Annotated in this window: 12 protein-coding genes; 9 read left to right on the top strand and 3 right to left on the bottom strand. The window is 64.1% G+C overall.

Annotated features, from left to right (window positions below; all coding sequences use genetic code 11):
- Window positions 1–242 precede the first annotated feature (242 nt).
- Entirely contained in the window at window positions 243–920 is a 678-nt protein-coding gene (locus tag X265_RS09385) for an STM3941 family protein (RefSeq protein ID WP_128964561.1), read from the bottom strand.
- A 308-nt stretch (window positions 921–1,228) separates the two neighbouring features.
- Between X265_RS09385 and X265_RS09380 the strand changes: the two genes are divergently transcribed.
- Genes X265_RS09380 through X265_RS09355 form a run of 6 tightly spaced genes read left to right on the top strand, consistent with a single transcriptional unit; the run spans window position 1,229 to window position 8,719 of the window.
- Window positions 1,229–4,078 carry a bifunctional transaldolase/phosoglucose isomerase gene (locus X265_RS09380; RefSeq protein ID WP_128964560.1) on the top strand — a complete coding sequence of 950 codons (2,850 nt, stop codon included), beginning with the start codon at window positions 1,229–1,231 and terminating at the stop codon, window positions 4,076–4,078.
- 13 nt (window positions 4,079–4,091) lie between these two features.
- Window positions 4,092–5,090 carry a phosphogluconate dehydrogenase (NAD(+)-dependent, decarboxylating) gene (gene gnd / locus X265_RS09375; RefSeq protein ID WP_128964559.1) on the top strand — a complete coding sequence of 333 codons (999 nt, stop codon included), beginning with the start codon at window positions 4,092–4,094 and terminating at the stop codon, window positions 5,088–5,090.
- Between the two features lie 30 nt (window positions 5,091–5,120).
- On the top strand, window positions 5,121–6,632 hold the full coding sequence (gene zwf, locus X265_RS09370) for a glucose-6-phosphate dehydrogenase (RefSeq protein ID WP_128964558.1): 1,512 nt from the start codon (window positions 5,121–5,123) through the stop codon (window positions 6,630–6,632).
- The gene (gene pgl / locus X265_RS09365; RefSeq protein WP_164938488.1) at window positions 6,632–7,381 is read left to right on the top strand and encodes a 6-phosphogluconolactonase; all 750 of its coding nucleotides are present in this window, start codon (window positions 6,632–6,634) and stop codon (window positions 7,379–7,381) included. The genes zwf and pgl overlap by 1 nt, the downstream gene beginning before the upstream one ends.
- Window positions 7,368–7,910 carry a gluconokinase gene (locus X265_RS09360; protein WP_128964556.1) on the top strand — a complete coding sequence of 181 codons (543 nt, stop codon included), beginning with the start codon at window positions 7,368–7,370 and terminating at the stop codon, window positions 7,908–7,910. The genes pgl and X265_RS09360 overlap by 14 nt, the downstream gene beginning before the upstream one ends.
- Entirely contained in the window at window positions 7,907–8,719 is an 813-nt protein-coding gene (locus X265_RS09355; protein WP_128964555.1) for an HAD family hydrolase, read from the top strand. Before X265_RS09360 ends, X265_RS09355 begins: the two co-directional genes overlap by 4 nt.
- A gap of 183 nt (window positions 8,720–8,902) precedes the next feature.
- On the opposite strand, the gene X265_RS09345 is transcribed toward X265_RS09355, so the two are convergent.
- Together X265_RS09345 and malQ are read right to left on the bottom strand one after the other, a co-directional pair.
- Window positions 8,903–10,702: a glycoside hydrolase family 15 protein gene (locus X265_RS09345; RefSeq protein ID WP_128964554.1), complete on the bottom strand. Its 1,800-nt coding sequence runs from the start codon at window positions 10,700–10,702 to the stop codon at window positions 8,903–8,905.
- Window positions 10,703–10,734: 32 nt separating this feature from the next.
- The gene (gene malQ / locus X265_RS09340) at window positions 10,735–12,696 is read right to left on the bottom strand and encodes a 4-alpha-glucanotransferase (RefSeq protein ID WP_128964553.1); all 1,962 of its coding nucleotides are present in this window, start codon (window positions 12,694–12,696) and stop codon (window positions 10,735–10,737) included.
- Window positions 12,697–12,900: 204 nt separating this feature from the next.
- Between malQ and X265_RS09335 the strand changes: the two genes are divergently transcribed.
- From X265_RS09335 to glgB, 3 genes are read left to right on the top strand one after another with little or no spacing between them, the layout of a single operon-like run.
- Window positions 12,901–14,847 (top strand): maltotransferase domain-containing protein, encoded by a 1,947-nt coding sequence (locus X265_RS09335; RefSeq protein ID WP_128964552.1) that lies wholly within the window; start codon window positions 12,901–12,903, stop codon window positions 14,845–14,847.
- 11 nt (window positions 14,848–14,858) lie between these two features.
- On the top strand, window positions 14,859–18,149 hold the full coding sequence (gene treS / locus X265_RS09330; protein ID WP_128964551.1) for a maltose alpha-D-glucosyltransferase: 3,291 nt from the start codon (window positions 14,859–14,861) through the stop codon (window positions 18,147–18,149).
- Entirely contained in the window at window positions 18,142–20,289 is a 2,148-nt protein-coding gene (glgB, locus tag X265_RS09325; RefSeq protein WP_164938487.1) for a 1,4-alpha-glucan branching protein GlgB, read from the top strand. Before treS ends, glgB begins: the two co-directional genes overlap by 8 nt.
- Window positions 20,290–20,291 lie beyond the last annotated feature (2 nt).

Raw genomic sequence — 20,291 nt, 5'->3', positions numbered from 1 at the left:
TCCTCAGGCCGTCTTTCGAATCAGCGTGAGCACATGACCATCATTGGACACCCGGCTGCCGACGCGACGCAACGCACAAGGTAGGCACTCCGTGAATTACGAACAGGCACTTGCCCTTAATTTGTGCGAATCTCTGTCCATCTTGGCTTATTTCCAGAAATTGTCACTGGCTCGCCACATCCGGGCAAATACCGGAGCGAGACCCTCCGGCACTGCAACATGACAATCCGCGAGCGGCAAACTTATGACGCTTGCAGGGCGACGCCTTGCGTGCCGCGTTCATCTTCCTGCTGCAATGCGGTGGCTTGGGTGCCTGCAGCGGCTTGGGTGCTTGCAGCGGCTTGGGTGCTTGCAGCATGACAATCGCGGCAAGCACACAGCAATGTATCAAAATCGGTCGCCAGCCCCCCCGAACGGATAACAATCCGATCGCGCCGCGTGCCGCGCGCCACGCTTCGGATGCCGGCGAGCTGCTGCTGCAACGCGGGCGTCGGCGTCAGCACGATCGCCTTCTGCCCCCGGCACTCGTCCGCCGAAACATCGGCAATGGAGTCCCACGGCAGAAATTCGTTGCCGATCCGCAAGTCGCGGATGCCGTACGGGGTGATGATCACGACCGGCCCGCGTTCGGCTGGCAGCTTCCAGATCAGCCAGGCGGTGATGGGGCCGAACAGCGCGACACCGAGATAGCCCATCGTCGTGTCGTAGCTGCCGATGTCGTCCCACCATTCGAAAACAAGACTTGATTTAAAAACCAGACTTGCGCTGAGCAATGTCATGGCAAAGCCCGCCGCGACCAGCAGCCGCAGGCGCGTGGCGCATCGACCGATTTCGAAATCGCGCGAGGTATCGGTGCAGACGGACGGGACGACCGATTGCCGGCTGCCCCCGATGGGTACGCCATCAGGACGTGCGTGCATGCTTTCCCCCCAAGCACAACCATTCGCGACCGAACCTATGACGATCAGAGAGATCGAGATCCCCTGATGACACTCCGACGCGATAGACGCACCTCACGCAACACGCTTCGGCCAATCCGTTCCGGCCAAATTATATTACGCAAATCATCACTGCCGCCTGGATCGCCATGATCGCGACGGAGTTAAACTAAGAGTATGACGCTCGTACCCTTGATTGGTTCCCTCCCGGGAGCATGTCAGCTAAAGAATAGCGCGTCAGGACCGGGGCGGAAACCCCTCGCCCGAAGGCTTGGAGATAAATAATCATCATGAATCCCGTCAAAGAACTGGAAAAGCACGGACAAGCCGTCTGGCTGGACTTCCTGGCCCGTGGCTTCATCGCCAAGGGCGACCTGAAGCGGCTGATCGATACCGACGGCGTCAAGGGCGTCACCTCCAATCCATCGATCTTCGAGAAGGCGATCGGCAGCTCGGACGAATACGACGCTCCGATCGGCAAGGCGCTGAAGCGCGGCGACCGCACCGTGGCCGATCTGTTCGAGGCCGTGGCAGTCGAGGACATCCAGGCTGCCGCCGACGTGCTTCGTCCGGTCTATGATCGCCTGAAGGGCGGCGACGGCTATGTCAGCCTCGAGGTCTCGCCCTATCTGGCGATGGACACGTCAGGCACCGTCGCCGAAGCGCGCCGCCTGTGGAAGGACGTCGGTCGCAAGAACCTGATGGTGAAGGTGCCGGCGACGCCGGAGGGCCTGCCGGCGATCGAGACGCTGATCGGCGACGGCATCAGCATCAACATCACGCTGCTGTTCTCCAGGGCCGTCTACCTCCAGGTCGCCGAAGCCTATCTGGCGGGTCTCGAAAAATACGTCGCCGGTGGCGGCGATCCCTCGCATGTCGCGAGCGTGGCGAGCTTCTTCGTCAGCCGCATCGATAGCGTCGTCGACAAGCAGCTCGACGAGAAGATTGCCCGCGCCAACGATCCATCCGAGAAGGAGCGGCTCGCCGCGCTGAAGGGCAAGGTCGCGATCGCCAACGCCAAGGTCGCCTATCAAGACTACAAGCGGCTGTTCTCGGGCCCCCGCTGGGAGAAGCTCGCCGCCAAAGGCGCCAAGCCGCAGCGCATGTTGTGGGCCTCGACCGGTACCAAGAACAAGGATTACAGCGACGTCCTCTACGTCGAGGAGCTGATCGGCCCCGACACCATCAATACCGTGCCGCCGGCAACGCTGGACGCCTTCCGCGACCATGGCAAACTGCGCGACAGCCTGGAAGAGAACGTCGACGAGGCTAACCGCGTGCTGGAAGAGCTGGAGCGCTCCGGCATCTCGCTCGACGCCATCACCGAGGAGCTGGTCAGGGACGGCGTCAAGTTGTTCGCGGACGCCGCCGACAAGCTCTACGGCGCCGTCGCGCACAAGCGCGCGACCGTGCTCGGGGCGGCGATCGACCGCCAGCAGCTCTCGCTCGGCGACGGCCTCGGCAAGGCCGTGGCCAAGAGCACCGAGGAATGGCGCGCCTCGGCCAAGATCCGCAGGCTGTGGCAGCGCGATAAATCGGTCTGGACCGGGACGGACGAGGACAAATGGCTCGGCTGGCTCGACAGCGCTGCGAAAGCCGACGTCGCCGACTACGAGGACTATGCCAACCGCGTGAAGGGTCAGAAATTCTCCGACGCCGTCGTGCTCGGCATGGGGGGATCGAGCCTCGGACCGGAGGTGCTGGCCGAGACCTTTGCAAGGAAGCCGGGCTTCCCGAAGCTGCACGTGCTTGACTCCACCGACCCGGCCGAGGTGCGGGCGATGGAAGCCAAGATCGACATCGCCAACACCGTGTTCATCGTTTCCAGCAAGTCCGGCGGCACCACCGAGCCGAACGCGATGAAGGACTATTTCCACGAACGCGTCGCAAAGGCGCTCGGCCCGAAGGCGAGGACCGGCTTCCGCTTCATCGCCGTGACTGATCCCGGCTCTTCGCTGGAGAAGGCGGCCAAGAAGTTGAACTACGCCCGCATCTTCCACGGCGAGCCGTCGATCGGCGGACGCTATTCGGTGCTGTCGCCGTTCGGCCTGGTGCCGGCGGCGACAGCCGGCATCGATGTCAAGACCTTCATCAAGCATGCGCTCGCGATGGTCCGCTCCTGCGGACCGGACGTGCCGCCGAGCGAAAACCCCGGCGTGCAGCTCGGTCTCGCCATGGGCCATGCCGGTCTGGAAGGTCGCGACAAGGTGACGATCCTGGCGTCGAAGAAGATCGCCGATTTCGGCGCCTGGGCCGAACAGCTGATCGCGGAATCGACCGGCAAGGAAGGCAAGGGCCTGATCCCGATTGCCGGCGAGCCGCCGGGCGAGTCCGCGGTTTACGGCAACGACCGCTTCTTCATCGACATCCGCACCGAAGGCGAAACGGATGCCGCCCATGACTCGGCGCTTGCCGGGATCGAGGCGGCCGGACATCCCGTGGTGCGCATCGTGATGAAGTCGATCGAACATCTCGGCCAGGAATTCTTCCGCTTCGAGATGGCAACCGCAGTTGCAGGCTCGATCCTCGGCATCAACCCGTTCGACCAGCCGGACGTGGAAGCCGCCAAGATCAAGACCCGCGAGCTGACGTCGGCATACGAGAAGAGCGGCGCGCTCCCGCCCGAGAAGCCCGTGGTCAGCACCATCGAGGCCGATCTCTACACCGACGAGGCCAATGCCACTGCGCTGCGTGCGGCGGGCGCCAATGGCGACCTCACCTCATGGCTGAAGGCGCATCTGTCGCGCTCGGGTGAGGGCGACTACGTCGCCCTGCTCGGCTACATCGCGCGCGACAAGGCCAATATCGACGCGCTCCAGGCGATGCGGCTGGATGTGCGCGAGAAGCGGCATGTGGCGACCTGCGCCGAGTTCGGCCCGCGCTTCCTGCACTCGACCGGTCAGGCCTACAAGGGCGGACCCGACAGCGGCGTATTCCTCCAGATCACCGCCGACGATGCCAAGGACCTTCCGGTGCCAGGCCAGAAGGCGAGCTTTGGGGTGATCAAGGCGGCGCAGGCCCGCGGCGATTTCGACGTGCTCACCGAGCGCGGCCGGCGCGCGCTTCGGGTGCATCTCAAGGGCGGGCTCAAGAAAGGCCTCGCGGCACTCAATGCGGCGCTGAACGACGCGTTGAACTAAAGGGAATATCGCAATGCAACTCGGCATGATCGGCCTCGGCCGGATGGGCGGCAACATCGTTCGCCGGCTGATGCGCCATGGTCATTCGACCGTGGTTTATGACAAGGACGCCAAGGCCGTTGCCGGTCTCGCCGCGGACGGCGCGGTGGGCTCGGCAAGTCTCGAGGAGTTCATCTCGAAACTGGAGCGGCCGCGCACCGCCTGGGTGATGCTGCCGGCAGGCCACATCACCGAGACGACGATCGACACCATCGCGGGCGTGATGCAGGAAGGCGACGTCATCATCGACGGCGGCAACACCTTCTGGCAGGACGATGTTCGGCGCGGCAAGGCGCTGAAGACGCGCGGTATCCACTATGTCGACGTCGGCACCTCAGGCGGCGTCTGGGGTCTCGACCGCGGCTATTGCATGATGATCGGCGGAGAAAAGCAGGTGGTCGACCGGCTCGATCCGATCTTCGCCGCGCTGGCGCCCGGCGCCGGCGAGATTCTGCGCACCGAAGGACGCGAGGGGCGCGATCCCCGCATCGAGCAGGGCTACATCCATGCCGGCCCTGTCGGCGCCGGGCATTTCGTCAAGATGATCCACAACGGCATCGAATACGGCCTGATGCAGGCCTATGCCGAAGGGTTCGACATCCTCAAGAATGCCAATATCGAAGCCTTGCCCGCCGATCACCGTTACGATTTCGACCTCGCCGACATCGCCGAAGTGTGGCGGCGTGGCAGCGTGATCCCGTCCTGGCTGCTCGACCTCACCTCGACAGCGCTCGCCGACAGCCCTCAACTGTCGGAATATTCCGGCTTCGTGGAGGATTCCGGCGAAGGACGCTGGACCGTGAATGCGGCGATCGACGAGGCCGTGCCGGCCGAGGTGCTGACCGCGGCGCTCTACGCACGTTTCCGTTCCCGCAAGGAACACACCTTCGCCGAAAAAATTCTCTCCGCGATGCGTGCGGGATTCGGCGGCCACAAGGAGCCGACGCAGCCCGACGCCGCGAAAATCAAATAAGAAATACCATCAAGCGAAGGCCCCTCGTTCGTGACAAAAGACCCGCAAGCCAAGCGTAAGCCGGAAAACTGCGCCTTCGTCATTTTCGGTGTCACCGGCGATCTCACCCATCGCCTCGTGATGCCATCGCTCTACAATCTCGCCGCCGAAAACCTGTTGCCGGAAAAGTTCTGCGTCGTCGGCGTGGCCCGCAAGCCGCAGACCGACGACGAGCTCCGCGACAGCCTGATGCAGGGCCTGCGCGAGTTCGCGACGCGCCCGGTGGACGACGATATCGCCAGGCAACTGCTGCAATGCGTGACCTTCGTCGAAGCCGACGCGAAAGACCCGCCGTCGTTCGATCGCCTGCGCGAGCACCTCGATGGCCTGGAGTGCTCGCAAGGTACCGGCGGCAACCGCCTGTTCTATCTCGCGACCCCGCCGGCTGCCTTCGCCCCGACCGCGCGCGAGCTCGGGCGTACCGGCATGATGAAGGAGAACGGCGCCTGGCGCCGGCTGGTGATCGAAAAGCCGTTCGGCACCGATCTCGCCTCGGCCAAGGCGCTGAACGCCGAACTGCTCAAGATCATGCAGGAGCACCAGATCTACCGGATCGATCACTATCTCGGCAAGGAGACGGTGCAGAACATCCTGGTGCTGCGCTTTGCCAACGGCATGTTCGAGCCGATCTGGAATCGCAACCATATCGACCACGTCCAGATCACGGTCGAAGAGAAGCTCGGCGTCGGCCATCGCGGCGGCTTCTACGATGCCACCGGCGCGTTGCGCGACATGGTGCCGAACCACCTGTTCCAGTTGATGTCGCTGGTAGCGATGGAGCCACCCGCGCGGTTCGACGCCCATTCCGTCCGCTCGGAGAAGGCCGAGGTGCTCACCTCGATTCAGCAGCCTAGCCTGGAGGAGGCCCTGAGGAATTCGGTGCGCGCGCAATATCTCTCAGGCCGGATCGGCGACGAGGACATTCCGGACTACCGCAAGACCGAGGACGTCAAGCCGGGCAGCACCACCGAGACCTTTGTCGCCCTGAAGCTGATGATCGACAATTGGCGCTGGGCCGGCGTGCCCTTCTATCTGCGCACGGGCAAGGCATTGGGCCACAAGCGCACGGAGGTGGCGATCAAGTTCAAGCAGGCCCCGCTGTCGATGTTCTCGGGCACGACGGTCGACCGCCTCTCGCAGAACTTCCTCACCATCGGCATCGCGCCGACCGAGACCATCGAGCTGCAGTTCAACGCCAAGATCCCGGGGCCGAGCATCACCATCGACGGCGTCGAGATGAAATTCCGCTACGGCGATTATTTCCGGGCCGATCCCTCCACCGGCTACGAGACGCTGATCTACGACTGCATGATCGGCGACAACATCCTGTTCCAGCGTGCCGACGGCATCGAGGCCGGCTGGCAGGCGGTGCAACCGTTCCTCGACGCCTGGAAGACGGCGGGCAGCAACGGCATCGAGACCTATGAAGCGGGCAGCGACGGCCCCAGATGCGCGGATGAACTGCTGCGGCGCGACGGCCGCAGCTGGCGGAAGTTCTCGTGATGGCGGCGGCCGACCCGCCGGAGCTGATCGTCGTCGCCGACGCCAACGCCCTGGCGCAAGCCGCAGCCGAACGGGTGCTCGCGCAGATGTCAGCCAATTCCGGCCGCATCGCTATCTGCCTCACCGGAGGCTCGAGCCCGAAGAAGCTCTACCAGCTGCTCGGCAGCGACGGCTGGCGCGGCAAAATCCCGTGGGAGCGCGTGCACTGGTTCATCGGTGACGAGCGCTTCGTGCCCGAGAGCGATCCTCTCAACAACATGGCGGTCGCTCGCAGCACGTTTCTCGATCGCAACGCGCCGCCAGACCATATTCATCCGATTCCGACCGCGGTCGAAAATCCGGACGAGAGCGCCGCGGCCTATGCGCACGAGCTGCAAGCTTTCTACGGATCTGAAAAGCTCGATCCGGCGCGACCGCTGTTCGATCTCGTGCTGATGGGTGTAGGCCCGGATGGCCACACCGCCTCACTGTTTCCCGGCTATCCCGCCATCGAGGAGACCGCGCGCTGGGTCGTCGGCGTCCCCAAGGCCAATGTCGCGCCCTTCGTGCCGCGGGTCTCGCTCACCCTGCCCACCTTGGCCTCGTGCCGCGAGATGCTGTTCGAGATATCAGGGCACGACAAGCAGCCGATCTTGACGCGCCTGCTGGATGGCGAGAATCTGCCGGCCTTACGCGCGCGCTCGAATGGTGAGACCGTCTGGCTGGTCGACAGAGCCGCGCTTCCGGAGGAAATTCGTGGCGGGCGTTAAAGCACCTTGTGCCTTGATCGTGATGGGCGTGTCGGGCTCGGGAAAGAGCACAGTTGCAGCGGCGCTCAGTGAGCGCCTCGGCTGGCGGTTCGAGGACGGCGACAGCTTTCACCCCGCGAGCAACGTCGAGAAGATGCGGGCCGGCCATCCGCTCACCGACGAGGACCGCTGGCCCTGGCTCAATGCCATCGCCGACGAGATCGCGCGGGTCTGCAACAGCGGCGAGCACGTCATCATCGCCTGTTCCGCGCTCAAGCACACCTATCGCGACGTACTGCTGCGCGGACGGGACGACGTCCGCTTCATCTTCCTGAAGGGCACACAGGAGCTGATCGCCGATCGCCTCGCCCAACGCAAGGGCCATTTCATGCCGCCCGGCCTCCTCACCAGCCAGTTCAACACCCTGGAACCGCCGGAGGCGAGCGAGCATGTGATCACCGCGTCGATCGACGAAACCGTCGAGGCGATCGTGGACGGCATCGTGCGGCAGCTGAAGATCGACAGCGGGACAAGCAAGGCCATCACATGACGAAAATCTCACTCGTGGTCTCGGACGTCGACGGTACGCTGCTGACCAAGGACAAGACACTGACGGACCGCGCGCGGAGCGCTGTGCAGCGGCTGCACCAGGCCGGCATCGGCTTCACCATCACCTCGAGCCGCCCCGCGATCGGCATGCGCTTCCTGATCGATCCGCTGGCGCTGTGGTTGCCGGTCGGCCCGTTCAACGGCTCCTCGATCATCGACCCCGAGATGAGGCCGGTCGAACAGCACCTCATTCCGGCCAACGCGGCGCAACGATCGCTGCAGATCCTGAGGGATTTCGGCGCCGATATCTGGCTGTTCACCGCGGACAAATGGCTGATCGACAATCCGCGCGGCGGCTATGTTGCCCACGAGCAGCACACGATCCGTGCCGATCCGACCATCGTGACGGACTTCTCGCCATACCTTTCGAGCGCCTGCAAGATCGTCGGCGCCAGCGCCGATGCGGCAGGTCTGGAACATTGCGAGAAGGCGATGCAGGAGGCGCTCGGCAGCGAGGCCACCGCGGTGCGCTCGCAGACCTATTATCTCGACATCACCCCGCCCGGCTTCGACAAGGGCACGTTCGTGCAGGCCATGGCCAAGCGCCTCGGCATTTCCCTGGATGCGGTCGCCACCATCGGCGACATGCAGAACGACCTCGCGATGTTCAGCGTCAGCGGCACCTCGATCGCGATGGGTAATGCTACCGATAACGTCAAGGATCAGGCCACGCACGTCACGGCAAGCAACGAGCAGGATGGTTTTGCCGAGGCGATGGAGATGATCCTGAAACGGAACGGGGCGGGTTAGTCTAGACAGACTGCTTGCTGGCTTCCACCTCTCTCGCTTGCGGGAGAGGTCGCCGCGAAGCGGCGGGTGAGGGCTCTCTCCTCTCGGGGGTTCTCGCCAACGGAGACACCCCCAAGCCAGCCCTCCCCCGCAAGCGAGAGAGGGAGCGCACCTTCCTCGCGGAGGCAATCAGGCTTACGTCCCTTACTTCGACCGCTGCATCGCCGGCTTCTCGCTCTTCTGCCGTGCCGCCGACAGATTGTGCGCGGTGTTGACCAGGGCGATGTGCGTCAGCGCCTGCGGGAAATTGCCGGTCTGGCGCCTGGCGTCAGAATCATATTCTTCGGCCAAAAGCCCGACGTCGTTTGCGATCCCGACCACGCGGTCGAACAACACTTGCGCCTTGTCGGGATCGCCGGACAGCACATAGGCGTCGGCGAGCCACAGGCTGCAGGCCAGGAACGCGCCTTCGAGCGGCGGCTGCCCCGAAGCCAGCTCGCGCGGATCATGCCGGAGCACGAAACCGTCGCGCATCATGTGCTTTTCGACGGCCGCGATGGTGCCGCGGATGCGCGGGTCTTCCGGCGGAAGGAAGCCGACACCCGGCAACAGCAGCAGGCTGGCATCGAGCAGTTTCGACCCATAGGATTCGACGAACGTATTCTCCTGCGCGTCAAATCCCCTGTCGCAGACGTCGCGATGGATCGCCTCGCGCAAAGCGCGCCAGTGCAGCAGCGGCGCCTTGAAGCCGAACGTCTCGGCGCTCTTGATGGCCCGGTCGAACGCAACCCAGGTCATCACCTTGGAGAAGACGTAGTGCTTCGGCTCGCCGCGCCGCTCCCAGATGCCGTGGTCGGGATGGTCCCAGACCTCGGCGAGATGATCGAGCACGGCGCATTCCAGCGCCCAGCTCTCCTCATTCAGCTTGAGCTTGGCCATGCGCGACTGGTGGAAGGCGTCGATCAGTTCACCGTAGACGTCGAGCTGAAGCTGTGCATGCGCGGCGTTGCCGACACGCACCGGCTGCGCGCCCTCATAGCCGTCGAGCCAGCCGGCCTCCCATTCCAGAAGCCGCCGCTGCCCCCAGATGCCGTACATGATCTGCATGTTGGCGGGCGAGCCGGCCGCGGCGCGCAGCAACCAATTGTGCCAGGCCGAGGCTTCCTCGGTGTAGCCGGAGTTCATCAACGCCAGCAGCGTGAAGGTGGCATCGCGCAGCCAGCAGAAGCGGTAATCCCAGTTCCTGCTGCCGCCGAGCTTCTCCGGCAGCGAGGTGGTGGGCGCGGCGACGATGCCGCCGGTGGGACCGAAGGTCAGCGCCTTCAGCGTGATCAGCGAGCGCACGATCAGGTCGTGATACGGACCGTCGCGTGTGCAATGATTGCACCACTCCTCCCAGAACTTCTGCGTCTCCCCAAGCGCGGTCTCCGGGTCGATCGGCTCGGGCGGGTCGAGATGGGAGGGGCCGTAGGTCAGCACGAATGGTACGGTCTCGCCGGCTTTCACCTCGAACTCGGAGACCGTGGTCAGGTCCTCTCCGCGCGTCTCGACCGGCGTACGCAGCACCGTCATGTCCTGGCCGGCGATCGCCAGCAGCGAATGGTCGATCCGGCGCACCCAGGGAATGTTGACCCCGAAGCCGAAGCGGAGCACGAGCTCCATCCGCATCTTCACGGCGCCCTGGAGGCCGCGCACCAGTCGCACGATGTCGGACGCCTTGCCGCGCGGCGGCATGAAATCGATCAGCGCAACGGTGCCGCTCTTGGTTTCAAAGCGCGTTTCCAGGATGAGGGTGTCGCCAACATAGCGGCGCGAAATCGCGGTCGCGTTCTCGCTCGGCGCGATCAGCCAACGGCCGTTCTCGTGGGTGCCGAGAATTGCGGCAAAGCAGGCGTCGGAATCGAAGGCGGGCCAGCACAGCCAGTCGATCGAGCCGTTGCGCCCCACCAGCGCCGCGGTCTCGCAGTCGCCGATCAGTGCATAGTCTTCGATCCTCTGAGACAATGTCGTGCGAGTCCAGGAATTCCCCTGGCCTGTCAACTCCCGCCGTGCAGCGAACGTTCCCGCGTCGCGGCCTTCAAAGCCGCGAGATCGACCTTGGTCGCAATCTTGTCGAGCGCGACGGGAAGCCGCTGACGCCAGTTCGGATGCTCGTCGATGGTGCCGGGAATGTTGGGCTGGTCGATCACCCCGAGCAGATCCTCCATCGAGACCGCGAGCAGCCGCGACGGCGTGCGCGACAGGAAGGTGAGCACCGAATAGAGATCGTTGGCGCTGATGCCGTTCTGGCGCAAGATCTGGTCGAGCCCGCCGAGCGCATTCCAGCGGGCCTGATCGTCCTCGCCGGGATCGAGCCCGAGCGAACGCTTCATCCTGAGATCGCTGAACGAGCGCCAGCCCGCATAGGTGCAGAGATCGTGCGTGTTCAAAGTGACAAGCGCGTTCGGCCGGTAATGATCGACATTGCGGAAATGGCCGGCATCGTCGCGCTCGAACATCATGACGAGGTACGACCAGATACCGAAATCCTGCATGGTCTCGCGAAAGCCCTCCGGAACCGTGCCGAGGTCCTCGCCGATCACGATGCATTTGTGCGCGACGCTCTCGCGGACGACCGCGGCGAGCAGCGCCTCGAGCGGCATCTGCACATAGGCGCCGTTATCGGGCTTGAAGCCGCGCGGCACCAGATAAAGCCGCTTCAAGCCGAGCACGTGATCGAGCCTGATGGCGCCGGCATGGCGCATCGAGGCGGCCAGCATGTTCGCGAACGGCACGAAGGATTGCGTCTCCAGGCCGCCTGCGTTGAAGCCGGCCAAGCCCCAATCCTGCCCGACGGTGTTGAGCACGTCCGGCGGTGCGCCGACCGCGAGATGCCGCGAGATCGCCGCCTGCTCGTTCCAGGCATCGAAGCCGTTGGATTGCACGCCGACGGCGACGTCGAGATAAAGCCCGACGCGCATGCCGAGCTCGGCCGAGAGCTGCTTGGCCGCGTGCAACTGGCTATCCGCCGTCCATTGCACGAATTCGACGAACTCGACCTCGCGCTTCTCGGCGCCGTTGCGCAAGCTTGCGCATTTTGTATCGTCCGGTTGCTGCCATTCCGCCGGCCATTCCCACCATGGTCTGTTGAAACGATGCCGCAGCACCTCGAAACAGGCAAAGCGCGACAGCAGCGGTCCTCGGTCGGCGCGGAAAGCATCAAACTGGGTGCGGCGGACGCCGCTCGCGCTTTTCATGAAACTGTCGAAGGCCGCGCGCAAGGCGAGCCATTTCAGCGCGGCCATATCGGCATAGGGGACCCGATCGCCTTCGCGCAGCCGCGCGGCAGTCGCGGCCGCGTCCGGGACGAGGTCCGCGGAGAATTCCGGGATGGCCTCGACGTCGATGTAGAGCGGATTGAGAAACAGCCGGCTGTTCGGCGAATAAGGACTGCAATCGGCCGGCTGATCGTCGAACAGGACATGCAGCGGATTGAGCCCGACGCCATCGGCGCCCAGTTGTTTTGCCAGCCTGACAAGGCCGGCCAGATCGGTGAAATCGCCGATGCCCCAATTGCGGTTCGAGCGAACACTGTAGAGCTGCACGGCGAGCAGCCAGCCGCGGTCGAAATCGCCGCCGAAGGCCCGTTCGGGTGCCACGATCATCGGCACCTCTTCCCTCGCGCCCGCGCCATCAGTCAGCGTCAGCCGGTGATAACCGAGTGGCAGGCCGGCGGGCCAGGCGATCACGGGCTCGCGCGTCTCGCCCTGTGCAATCAGGTTGCCATTACCTGTGATTTTCCACTGCAACGGCGCGGTGCCGACGGCCGCAAGCTCGGTGCGCGGATTGCCCAGCGCGCGCACCACTACCGGCCCGCTGGCGAAGCGATAGACCCGCTTCTCCGGCAGGGCCTCGAGGATGGATTTGAGCGCTTCGGGCGCGGTGATCCGCAACTTTCCGAGCGCATCGACGAATTCGGATTGGACGCCCTTGATCCGGGCTTGAGCTAAAAGGTCCATTCGGCACGCAGCTTGCAGGCCCTTATCAGGCCGGTGGCATCGATTTTAACGTGGTCGCGGAAGAGGTTAGTCGGACTTAACTCACAAACTGCGCTTGCTGTTCCCAAGGGAACCAATGACACACAAGCGGCTTTCTATAGTGGTATCAAGCGTAGGTTCCCGGCAAGGGAAACGGGCCCCTGCTTTCTTGTCAATGGCATCACCGTGAACAAGACAATTCAAACTGTCGAGAGTGCCGCTGCCGGCAGCGCTTTCCTGATCGAAGACGTCTATCCCTCGATCGACGGCGGCCGCTTCGCCGTGAAGCGGATTGCGGGCGATCCGGTCGAAGTGTGGGCGGACATCTATCGCGACGGCGATGCCACCATCAGCGCCACGCTGGTCTGGCGTGGCGAGCAGGAGCGGGAATGGCGACGCGAGACCATGATCCATCACGGCAATGACCGCTGGTCCGGTGCGTTCGTGCCGGCTGAAGCGGGCCAATATGTCTATGCCATCGAAGCCTGGACCGACGAATTCGCCACCTGGCGTCATGGACTCGAACGCAAGCAGCTCGCCGGCGGCGATGTCACGCTCGATGCGATCGAGGGCGCGGGCCTGCTGACCAAGGCGCATGGCGCGCGACAGGACGCGGCGGCCGTGATCGCGAGGCAATGCGAGGACTATCTCGGCAGCGGCGATGTCGCCCCGCTGCTTGCGACTGAACTCAGCGAGGCCATGGCCGAGAGCCAGGCCCGCCCCGATCTGACGCGTTCTGCGAATTTCCCTGTTGTCATCGACCGCGACAGAGCGCGCTTCGGCGCCTGGTATCAGATGATGCCGCGCAGCCAGAGCGCGGTCGCGGGCCAGCACGGCACCCTCCGCGACTGCATCGCGCGCGTGCCCGATATCGCGGCGATGGGCTTTGACGTCTTGTATTTCACGCCGATCCACCCGATCGGCCGCACCAGGCGCAAGGGCCGCAACAATGCACCTGTTGCGACCGAAGGCGAGCCGGGCTCGCCTTACGCCATCGGCGCGGCCGAAGGCGGCCACGATGCGCTGCATCCCGAACTCGGCACCATCGAGGATTTTCGGGCGCTGGTCGCGACCTGTCTCGAATACGGCCTCGAGCTCGCGCTGGACTTCGCCGTGCAATGCTCGCCGGATCATCGCTGGCTGACGCAACATCCGGAATGGTTCAAATGGCGGCCAGACCGTTCGGTGCGGACGGCGGATGGCCCCTATTCGGACATCGTCATCCCCGATTTCGCCTCCGTCGACCGCATCGGGCTGTGGAACGCGTTTCGCGATGCCATGCTGTTCTGGATCGATCATGGCGTCACCATCTTCGCGATCGACAATCACGACACCGCGCCGCTGCCGTTCTGGGAGTGGCTGATCCGCGACATCCGCTCGCGGCATCCCGAGGTGATCCTGTTCTCCAAGACGTTTGCGCGGCCGAAGCTGATGAAGGGCCTCGCCAAGCTCGGCTTCTCGCAATCCTTCAGCTATTTCCCCTGGCGCACCGGCAAGTGGGAGCTTGAGCAGTATCTCGGCGAAATGACCCGCTATCCGGAGCGCGACTTCTATCGCCCGCACCTGTTCGTCAATACCGCGGACCTGCTGCCCTATCATCTCCAGAGCGGCGAAGCCTGGATGTTTAAGTCGCGCGTCGCGCTGGCGGCCATGCTATCAGGCAATTACGGCCTCTACAGCGGTTTCGAGCTGCTGGAGCACGCGGCCGTGCCGGGCCACGAAGAATATCTGGATTCCGAGAAGTACCAGATCCGCCAGCGCGACTGGGACAAGCCCGGCAACATCAAGCCCTACATCGCGGCGCTCAACCGCATCCGCAACGACAACGCAGCCCTGCAGCAGACCGTCGATCTGCGGTTCCTCGGCATCGAGGACGGCGAGACCATCGCCTTCGTGAAGGAGGCAGCCGAACCAGCCAACACGGTCGTCGCAGCCATCGCGCTCTCGCGCCATGTGCGCGAATTCTGGCTGCCGCTCGGTGATGTCATGGTTGACGTCGATGGGCAGCGACGCCATGTGACGGCACTTGAGAATCTCTTCACCGGCGAACAGTCCCGCATCGAATGGGGCGGGATCAGGTTGCGTATCGATCCCGACCGCGATCCGGCGCTCGTATTCCGCTGCCTGGCGTAAGGGGTCACGCCATGAATGTTCTGTCTTCCGTCGACACCAAGAAGGCTGAGGCTGCCGAGATCGTGGATGAGCTCTGGTACAAGGACGCCATCATCTACCAGCTCCACGTCAAGGCCTTCGCCGACAGCAACAATGACGGCATCGGCGATTTTGCCGGGCTGACCGAGAAACTCCCCTATCTCCAGGATCTCGGCGTCACCGCCCTGTGGCTGCTGCCGTTCTATCCCTCGCCCGGCCGCGACGACGGCTACGACATCGCGGACTACGGTTCGATCAATCCCGATTTCGGGACGATGAAGGACTTCAAGCGCTTCATCCAGGAGGCGCAGAAGCGGGGCTTGCGGGTCATCACCGAGCTCGTGGTCAACCACACTTCGGACCAGCACAAATGGTTCAAACGCGCGCGCCGCAGCCATCCCGGCTCGAGCGCCCGCAACTGGTATGTCTGGAGCGACACCGACCAGAAATACCAGGGCACGCGCATCATCTTCACCGACACCGAGAAGTCGAACTGGACCTGGGATCCCGAGGCCGGCGCGTTCTACTGGCACCGCTTCTTCTCGCATCAGCCCGATCTCAATTTCGACAATCCGCGCGTCGTCAGCGCCATCATCCAGGTGATGAAGCGCTGGCTGGATGCCGGTGTCGACGGCTTCCGGCTGGATGCGATTCCCTATCTCTGCGAGCGCGAGGGCACCTCGAACGAGAATCTCCCCGAGACGCATGCGATCATCAAGCGCCTGCGCCAGGAATTGGACGCCTATTCCAAGGGCAAGCTATTGCTGGCCGAGGCCAATCAATGGCCCGAGGACGTGCAGGAATATTTCGGCCGCGGCGACGAGTGCCACATGGCCTATCATTTTCCGCTCATGCCGCGCATCTACATGGCAATCGCGCAGGAGGACCGCTTTCCGATCACCGACATCCTGCGCCAGACGCCTGATATCCCCGCAAGCTGCCAATGGGCGTTGTTCCTGCGCAACCATGACGAGCTGACGCTGGAGATGGTCACCGACGTCGAGCGCGACTATCTCTGGACCACTTACGCCAACGACCCGCGCGCCCGCATCAATGTCGGCATCCGCCGGCGGCTCGCGCCACTGATGGACAATGACCGGCGCAAGATCGAATTGATGAACTCGCTGCTGCTGTCATTCCCGGGCACGCCGATCATCTATTACGGCGACGAGATCGGGATGGGTGACAACATCTATCTCGGCGATCGCAACGGCGTACGCACGCCGATGCAATGGAGCCCGGACCGCAATGGCGGCTTCTCCCGCGCCGATCCCGCCCGCCTCTACGCGCCGCCGATCATGGATCCGGTCTACGGCTACGATTCCGTCAACGTGGAAGCGCAGTCGCGCAGCCTGTCGTCGCTGCTCAGCGCCACCAAGCGGCTGATCTCGGTGCGCAAGTCGACCCTGGCGTTCGGCCGCGGCACCATGACCTTCATTCGCCCAGCAAACCGCGCCGTCCTCGCCTATGTCCGGCAATATCGCGACGAAGTGATTCTCTGCGTGGCCAACCTGTCGCGCGCGGCGCAGGCGACCGAGCTCGATCTGTCGCCGTGGAAGGATCGCATCCCGCAGGAGATGCTGGGACGCACGCGGTTTCCGGCGATCGGCGAACTGCCCTACATGATTACGCTGGGCCCTTACGGCTTCTACTGGTTCCAGCTCCAGGAGCGCGACAAGTCCGAGCCGGTCGTGCCGCGCGCGGTGCCGGAATTCGAGACGCTGGTGGTGCCGGTGAATTCGAACTGGGTCTCGCTTGCTCGCGAGCGCGGCGTGTTCGAGCGCGACGTGCTGCCCGGATTCCTGTCACGGGCGCGCTGGTATCCCGAGCACAATCCCAAGCACATCAAGGCTACGCTGACGTCAGCGGTGCCCTTCAGCGACATCGGCGACAACAGGCCCTGGATCGCGTTTTTCGAGACGGGGCAGGACGACGCAACGCGCTACGTGCTGCCGATGCAGATCGAGTGGGTGCGTTTCGACCGCGAGCGCTTCAACCCGAAGGCACTCGCCGCCGTGCGCCAGGGCGCCCGCGAAGGCACGCTGCTCGACGTCGCGACCGACCAGATCTTCATCGGGCTTTTCCTGCGAGGCTTGTCGCAGAACCTGGTGGTGGAAGAGAACAATCTGCGGCTCGAGTTCAAGCCCACCAGCTGCTTCGCCGACTACACCGTGAAGGAGCCCGCGCGCATCCGGGCGGTCGAGCAGTCGAACAGCACCGCGCTGGTCGACAACCAATATGTCGCCAAGATCTATCGCCGGCTCGAAAGCGGTGCCAACCCTGAGATCGAGATCGGTCGCTATCTCACCGAGGTCGCGCGCTTCCCCAATACACCGGCGCTGCTCGGCAGCGTCGAGCTGGTCGAGGGCGACAGGAGCAGCGCGCTCGGCGTGCTGCATGCCTATGTCGAGAACCAGGGGGACGGCTGGACCGTCACCACGGGCTATCTCGACCGCTATATCGACGAGCAGCGGGTGCTCCCGGCCGGTGAAACCCATCGCGAGACCCAGGGGCAGGCGCCCTATCTGCACTTCATGGCCCAGATCGGCCGCCGGCTCGCCGAGTTGCACATGGCGCTCGCCGCCGCAACATCCGCCGACCTGGCCCCTGAACCGGTCGGCCCCGCCGACATCAAACGCTGGACGAGCGATCTCAAGGCGCGTGCGGAGCGTGTTCTCCGCCGGCTCGCCGATAGCAGGGACGGCCTGCGCGAAGCCGACCGTCCGCTGGTCGACAGACTCGTCGCGTTGCGCACGACCTTACCGGACCATGTCAACGCGCTCTTGCCATCCGAGATCGGCGGGTTGAACATCCGTCATCATGGCGACTTCCGTCTCGGGCAGACTCTGATCGTGAAGGATGACATCTTCATCATCGACTTCGACGGCGATCCACATCTGGCGCTGGCCGACAAGCGGCGCAGGCTGCCCGCCGCCCGCGACGTCGCCGGCCTGATCCGCTCGATTGATCTTTCGGTTAACGCGGCGCTCACCCGGGCGCTCGCGGGCGGGAATGACGAACAGGGCCGGCTCACTGCCGCGCTCGACGAATGGCGCGAGCATGCCACGGCGACCTTCCTGTCCGCCTACCGCGAGGCCATGACCGACCGGCGGCTCTGGCCGGAAGAGAACCATTTCGCGGAAAGCATGTTAAGGTTCTTCCTGCTTGATCAAGCGTTCGACGAGGTAGAGTACGAGCTGTCCCACCGGCCTGAGGGGCTCCACGCGCCGCTGACCGGCCTGCTTCGCATTCTGTCCAGTGCCGCGAGCGAAGCCCATGCCTAAATTGCCTGCCGAAGCCTATGCGATCATCGAGGGCCGCCACTCCGACCCGTTCCACTATCTCGGGCTGCATCCCGAGGGAGACAAGAGCGTGGTGCGCGCGTTCCTGCCCGACGCCACCAACGTCGAGGCGGTCGGCGAGCATGGCGAGATCGCCAGGCTCGACCGCGTCCACGATTCGGGCCTGTTCATCGGCGCGCTGCCGAATGGCTCGAAGCACTATCAGCTCCGCGCAAAGTTCGGCGACAACGTCGTCGAGTTCGAGGACGCCTACCGCTTTCCGACCATCCTGACCGATTTCGACCTCTATTTGCTCGGCGAAGGCACCCATCAGCGCATCTACGACAAGCTCGGTGCGCATCCGATGCGGCTCGAAGGCGTCGACGGCATCGGCTTCGTGGTGCTGGCGCCGAATGCGCGACGCGTCTCGGTGGTCGGCGATTTCAATTTCTGGGACGGGCGGCGTCACCCTATGCGGGTGCGCGGCGCCGGCTATTGGGAATTGTTCATCCCGAACGCCAAGCCGGGCGATCACTACAAGTTCGAAATCATCGGGCCGCACGGCCATCTGCTGCCGCTGAAATCCGATCCCCTGGCGTTTGCGAGCGAGCTGCGGCCGAAGACAGCCTCCATCGTGTTCGACGAGGCGCACTTGCCGCGGCCGCGGCCCGCGCCTGACGGCATCAACGCGCTGTCGGCGCCGATGTCGATCTACGAAGTCCATCTCGGCTCGTGGCGGCGCAAGGACGGCAACGAATGGCTGACCTATCGCGAGCTCGCCGAGCAGCTGCCGGCCTATGCGCGCGACATGGGCTTCACCCATCTCGAATTCCTGCCAGTCAGCGAGCATCCGTTCGACGGCTCCTGGGGTTATCAGCCGACCGGGCTCTATGCGCCGACCAGCCGCTTCGGCTCGCCGGAGGATTTCGCCGCACTGATCGATGCCTGCCATCGCGAAGGCATCGGCGTGCTGCTCGACTGGGTACCCGGCCATTTCCCCGACGACCCGCACGGGCTCGGCAGCTTCGACGGCACCTCGCTCTACGAGCACGCCAACCCGCTCCAGGGCCGCCACCTCGACTGGGGCACGCTGATCTACAATTACGGCCGCACCGAAGTGACCAATTTCCTGGTGTCGAATGCGCTGTTCTGGCTGGAGCGCTACGCCATCGACGGCCTGCGCGTCGATGCGGTCGCGTCCATGCTGTACCTCGACTACAGCCGCCCGCCCGGCGCCTGGATTCCGAACCAGTATGGCGGCCGCGAGAACATCGAAGCGATCAATTTCCTGCGCCGCTTCAACACCGAACTGTTCGCGCGTTTTCCGCAGGCGACCACGGCGGCTGAGGAATCAACTGCGTGGCCGCAGGTCTCGCGTCCGGTGGAGTTCGGCGGGCTCGGCTTCGGCTACAAGTGGAACATGGGCTGGATGCACGACACGTTGAACTACATCAGCAAGGATCCGATCCACCGCAAATACCACCACGGCGAGATCCTGTTCGGCCTGCACTACGCCTTCTCGGAGAATTTCATCCTGCCGCTGTCGCATGACGAGGTCGTGCACGGCAAGCGCTCGATCTTCGGCCGCATGCCCGGCGACGAATGGCAACGCTTCGCCAATTTGCGCGCCTATTACAGCTTCATGTTCGGCCATCCCGGCAAGAAGCTGCTGTTCATGGGCGGCGAGATCGCGCAGAGCCGCGAATGGAATCACGACCAGTCGCTCGACTGGCACCTGCTCGAATACAAGTACCATCAGGGCATCCAGGCGCTGGTCCGCGACCTCAACCGGATCTATCGCGCGGTGCCGGCGCTGCACCAGATGGATTGCGACCAGGCCGGCTTCGAATGGCTGATTACTGATGATGCCAACCGCAACGTGTTCGCCTGGCTGCGCAAGGGCTTTGACGAGCACGCGCGGTGTCTCGTGGTCGTCAACTTCTCGCCGAACGTCTATCGCAACTACCGCGTCCCCGTGCCCTTTGCCGGCAAGTGGAAAGAGGTGTTCAATTCGGACTCCGCCCATTATGGCGGCACCAATGTCGGGAACATCGGCGAGGTTCAGACCGTTGCCGGTAAGGCGCCCGAGCTTCGCCTCACGGTTCCACCGCTCGCCGCGATCTTCCTCGTTCCAGAAAGCTGACC

Origin of the sequence: Bradyrhizobium guangdongense (genome assembly GCF_004114975.1) — a bacterium.
GTDB lineage: Bacteria > Pseudomonadota > Alphaproteobacteria > Rhizobiales > Xanthobacteraceae > Bradyrhizobium > Bradyrhizobium guangdongense.
This window is presented reverse-complemented; position numbering and strand designations above follow the sequence as displayed.

Excerpts from the sequence above, each read along its gene's own strand:
- X265_RS09385 (WP_128964561.1), bottom strand. The coding sequence starts at position 920 with ATGCACGCACGTCCTGATGGCGTACCCATCGGGGGCAGCCGGCAATCG.
- X265_RS09380 (WP_128964560.1), top strand. The coding sequence starts at position 1,229 with ATGAATCCCGTCAAAGAACTGGAAAAGCACGGACAAGCCGTCTGGCTG.
- gnd (WP_128964559.1), top strand. The coding sequence starts at position 4,092 with ATGCAACTCGGCATGATCGGCCTCGGCCGGATGGGCGGCAACATCGTT.
- pgl (WP_164938488.1), top strand. The coding sequence starts at position 6,632 with ATGGCGGCGGCCGACCCGCCGGAGCTGATCGTCGTCGCCGACGCCAAC.
- X265_RS09355 (WP_128964555.1), top strand. The coding sequence starts at position 7,907 with ATGACGAAAATCTCACTCGTGGTCTCGGACGTCGACGGTACGCTGCTG.
- malQ (WP_128964553.1), bottom strand. The coding sequence starts at position 12,696 with ATGGACCTTTTAGCTCAAGCCCGGATCAAGGGCGTCCAATCCGAATTC.
- treS (WP_128964551.1), top strand. The coding sequence starts at position 14,859 with ATGAATGTTCTGTCTTCCGTCGACACCAAGAAGGCTGAGGCTGCCGAG.
- glgB (WP_164938487.1), top strand. The coding sequence starts at position 18,142 with ATGCCTAAATTGCCTGCCGAAGCCTATGCGATCATCGAGGGCCGCCAC.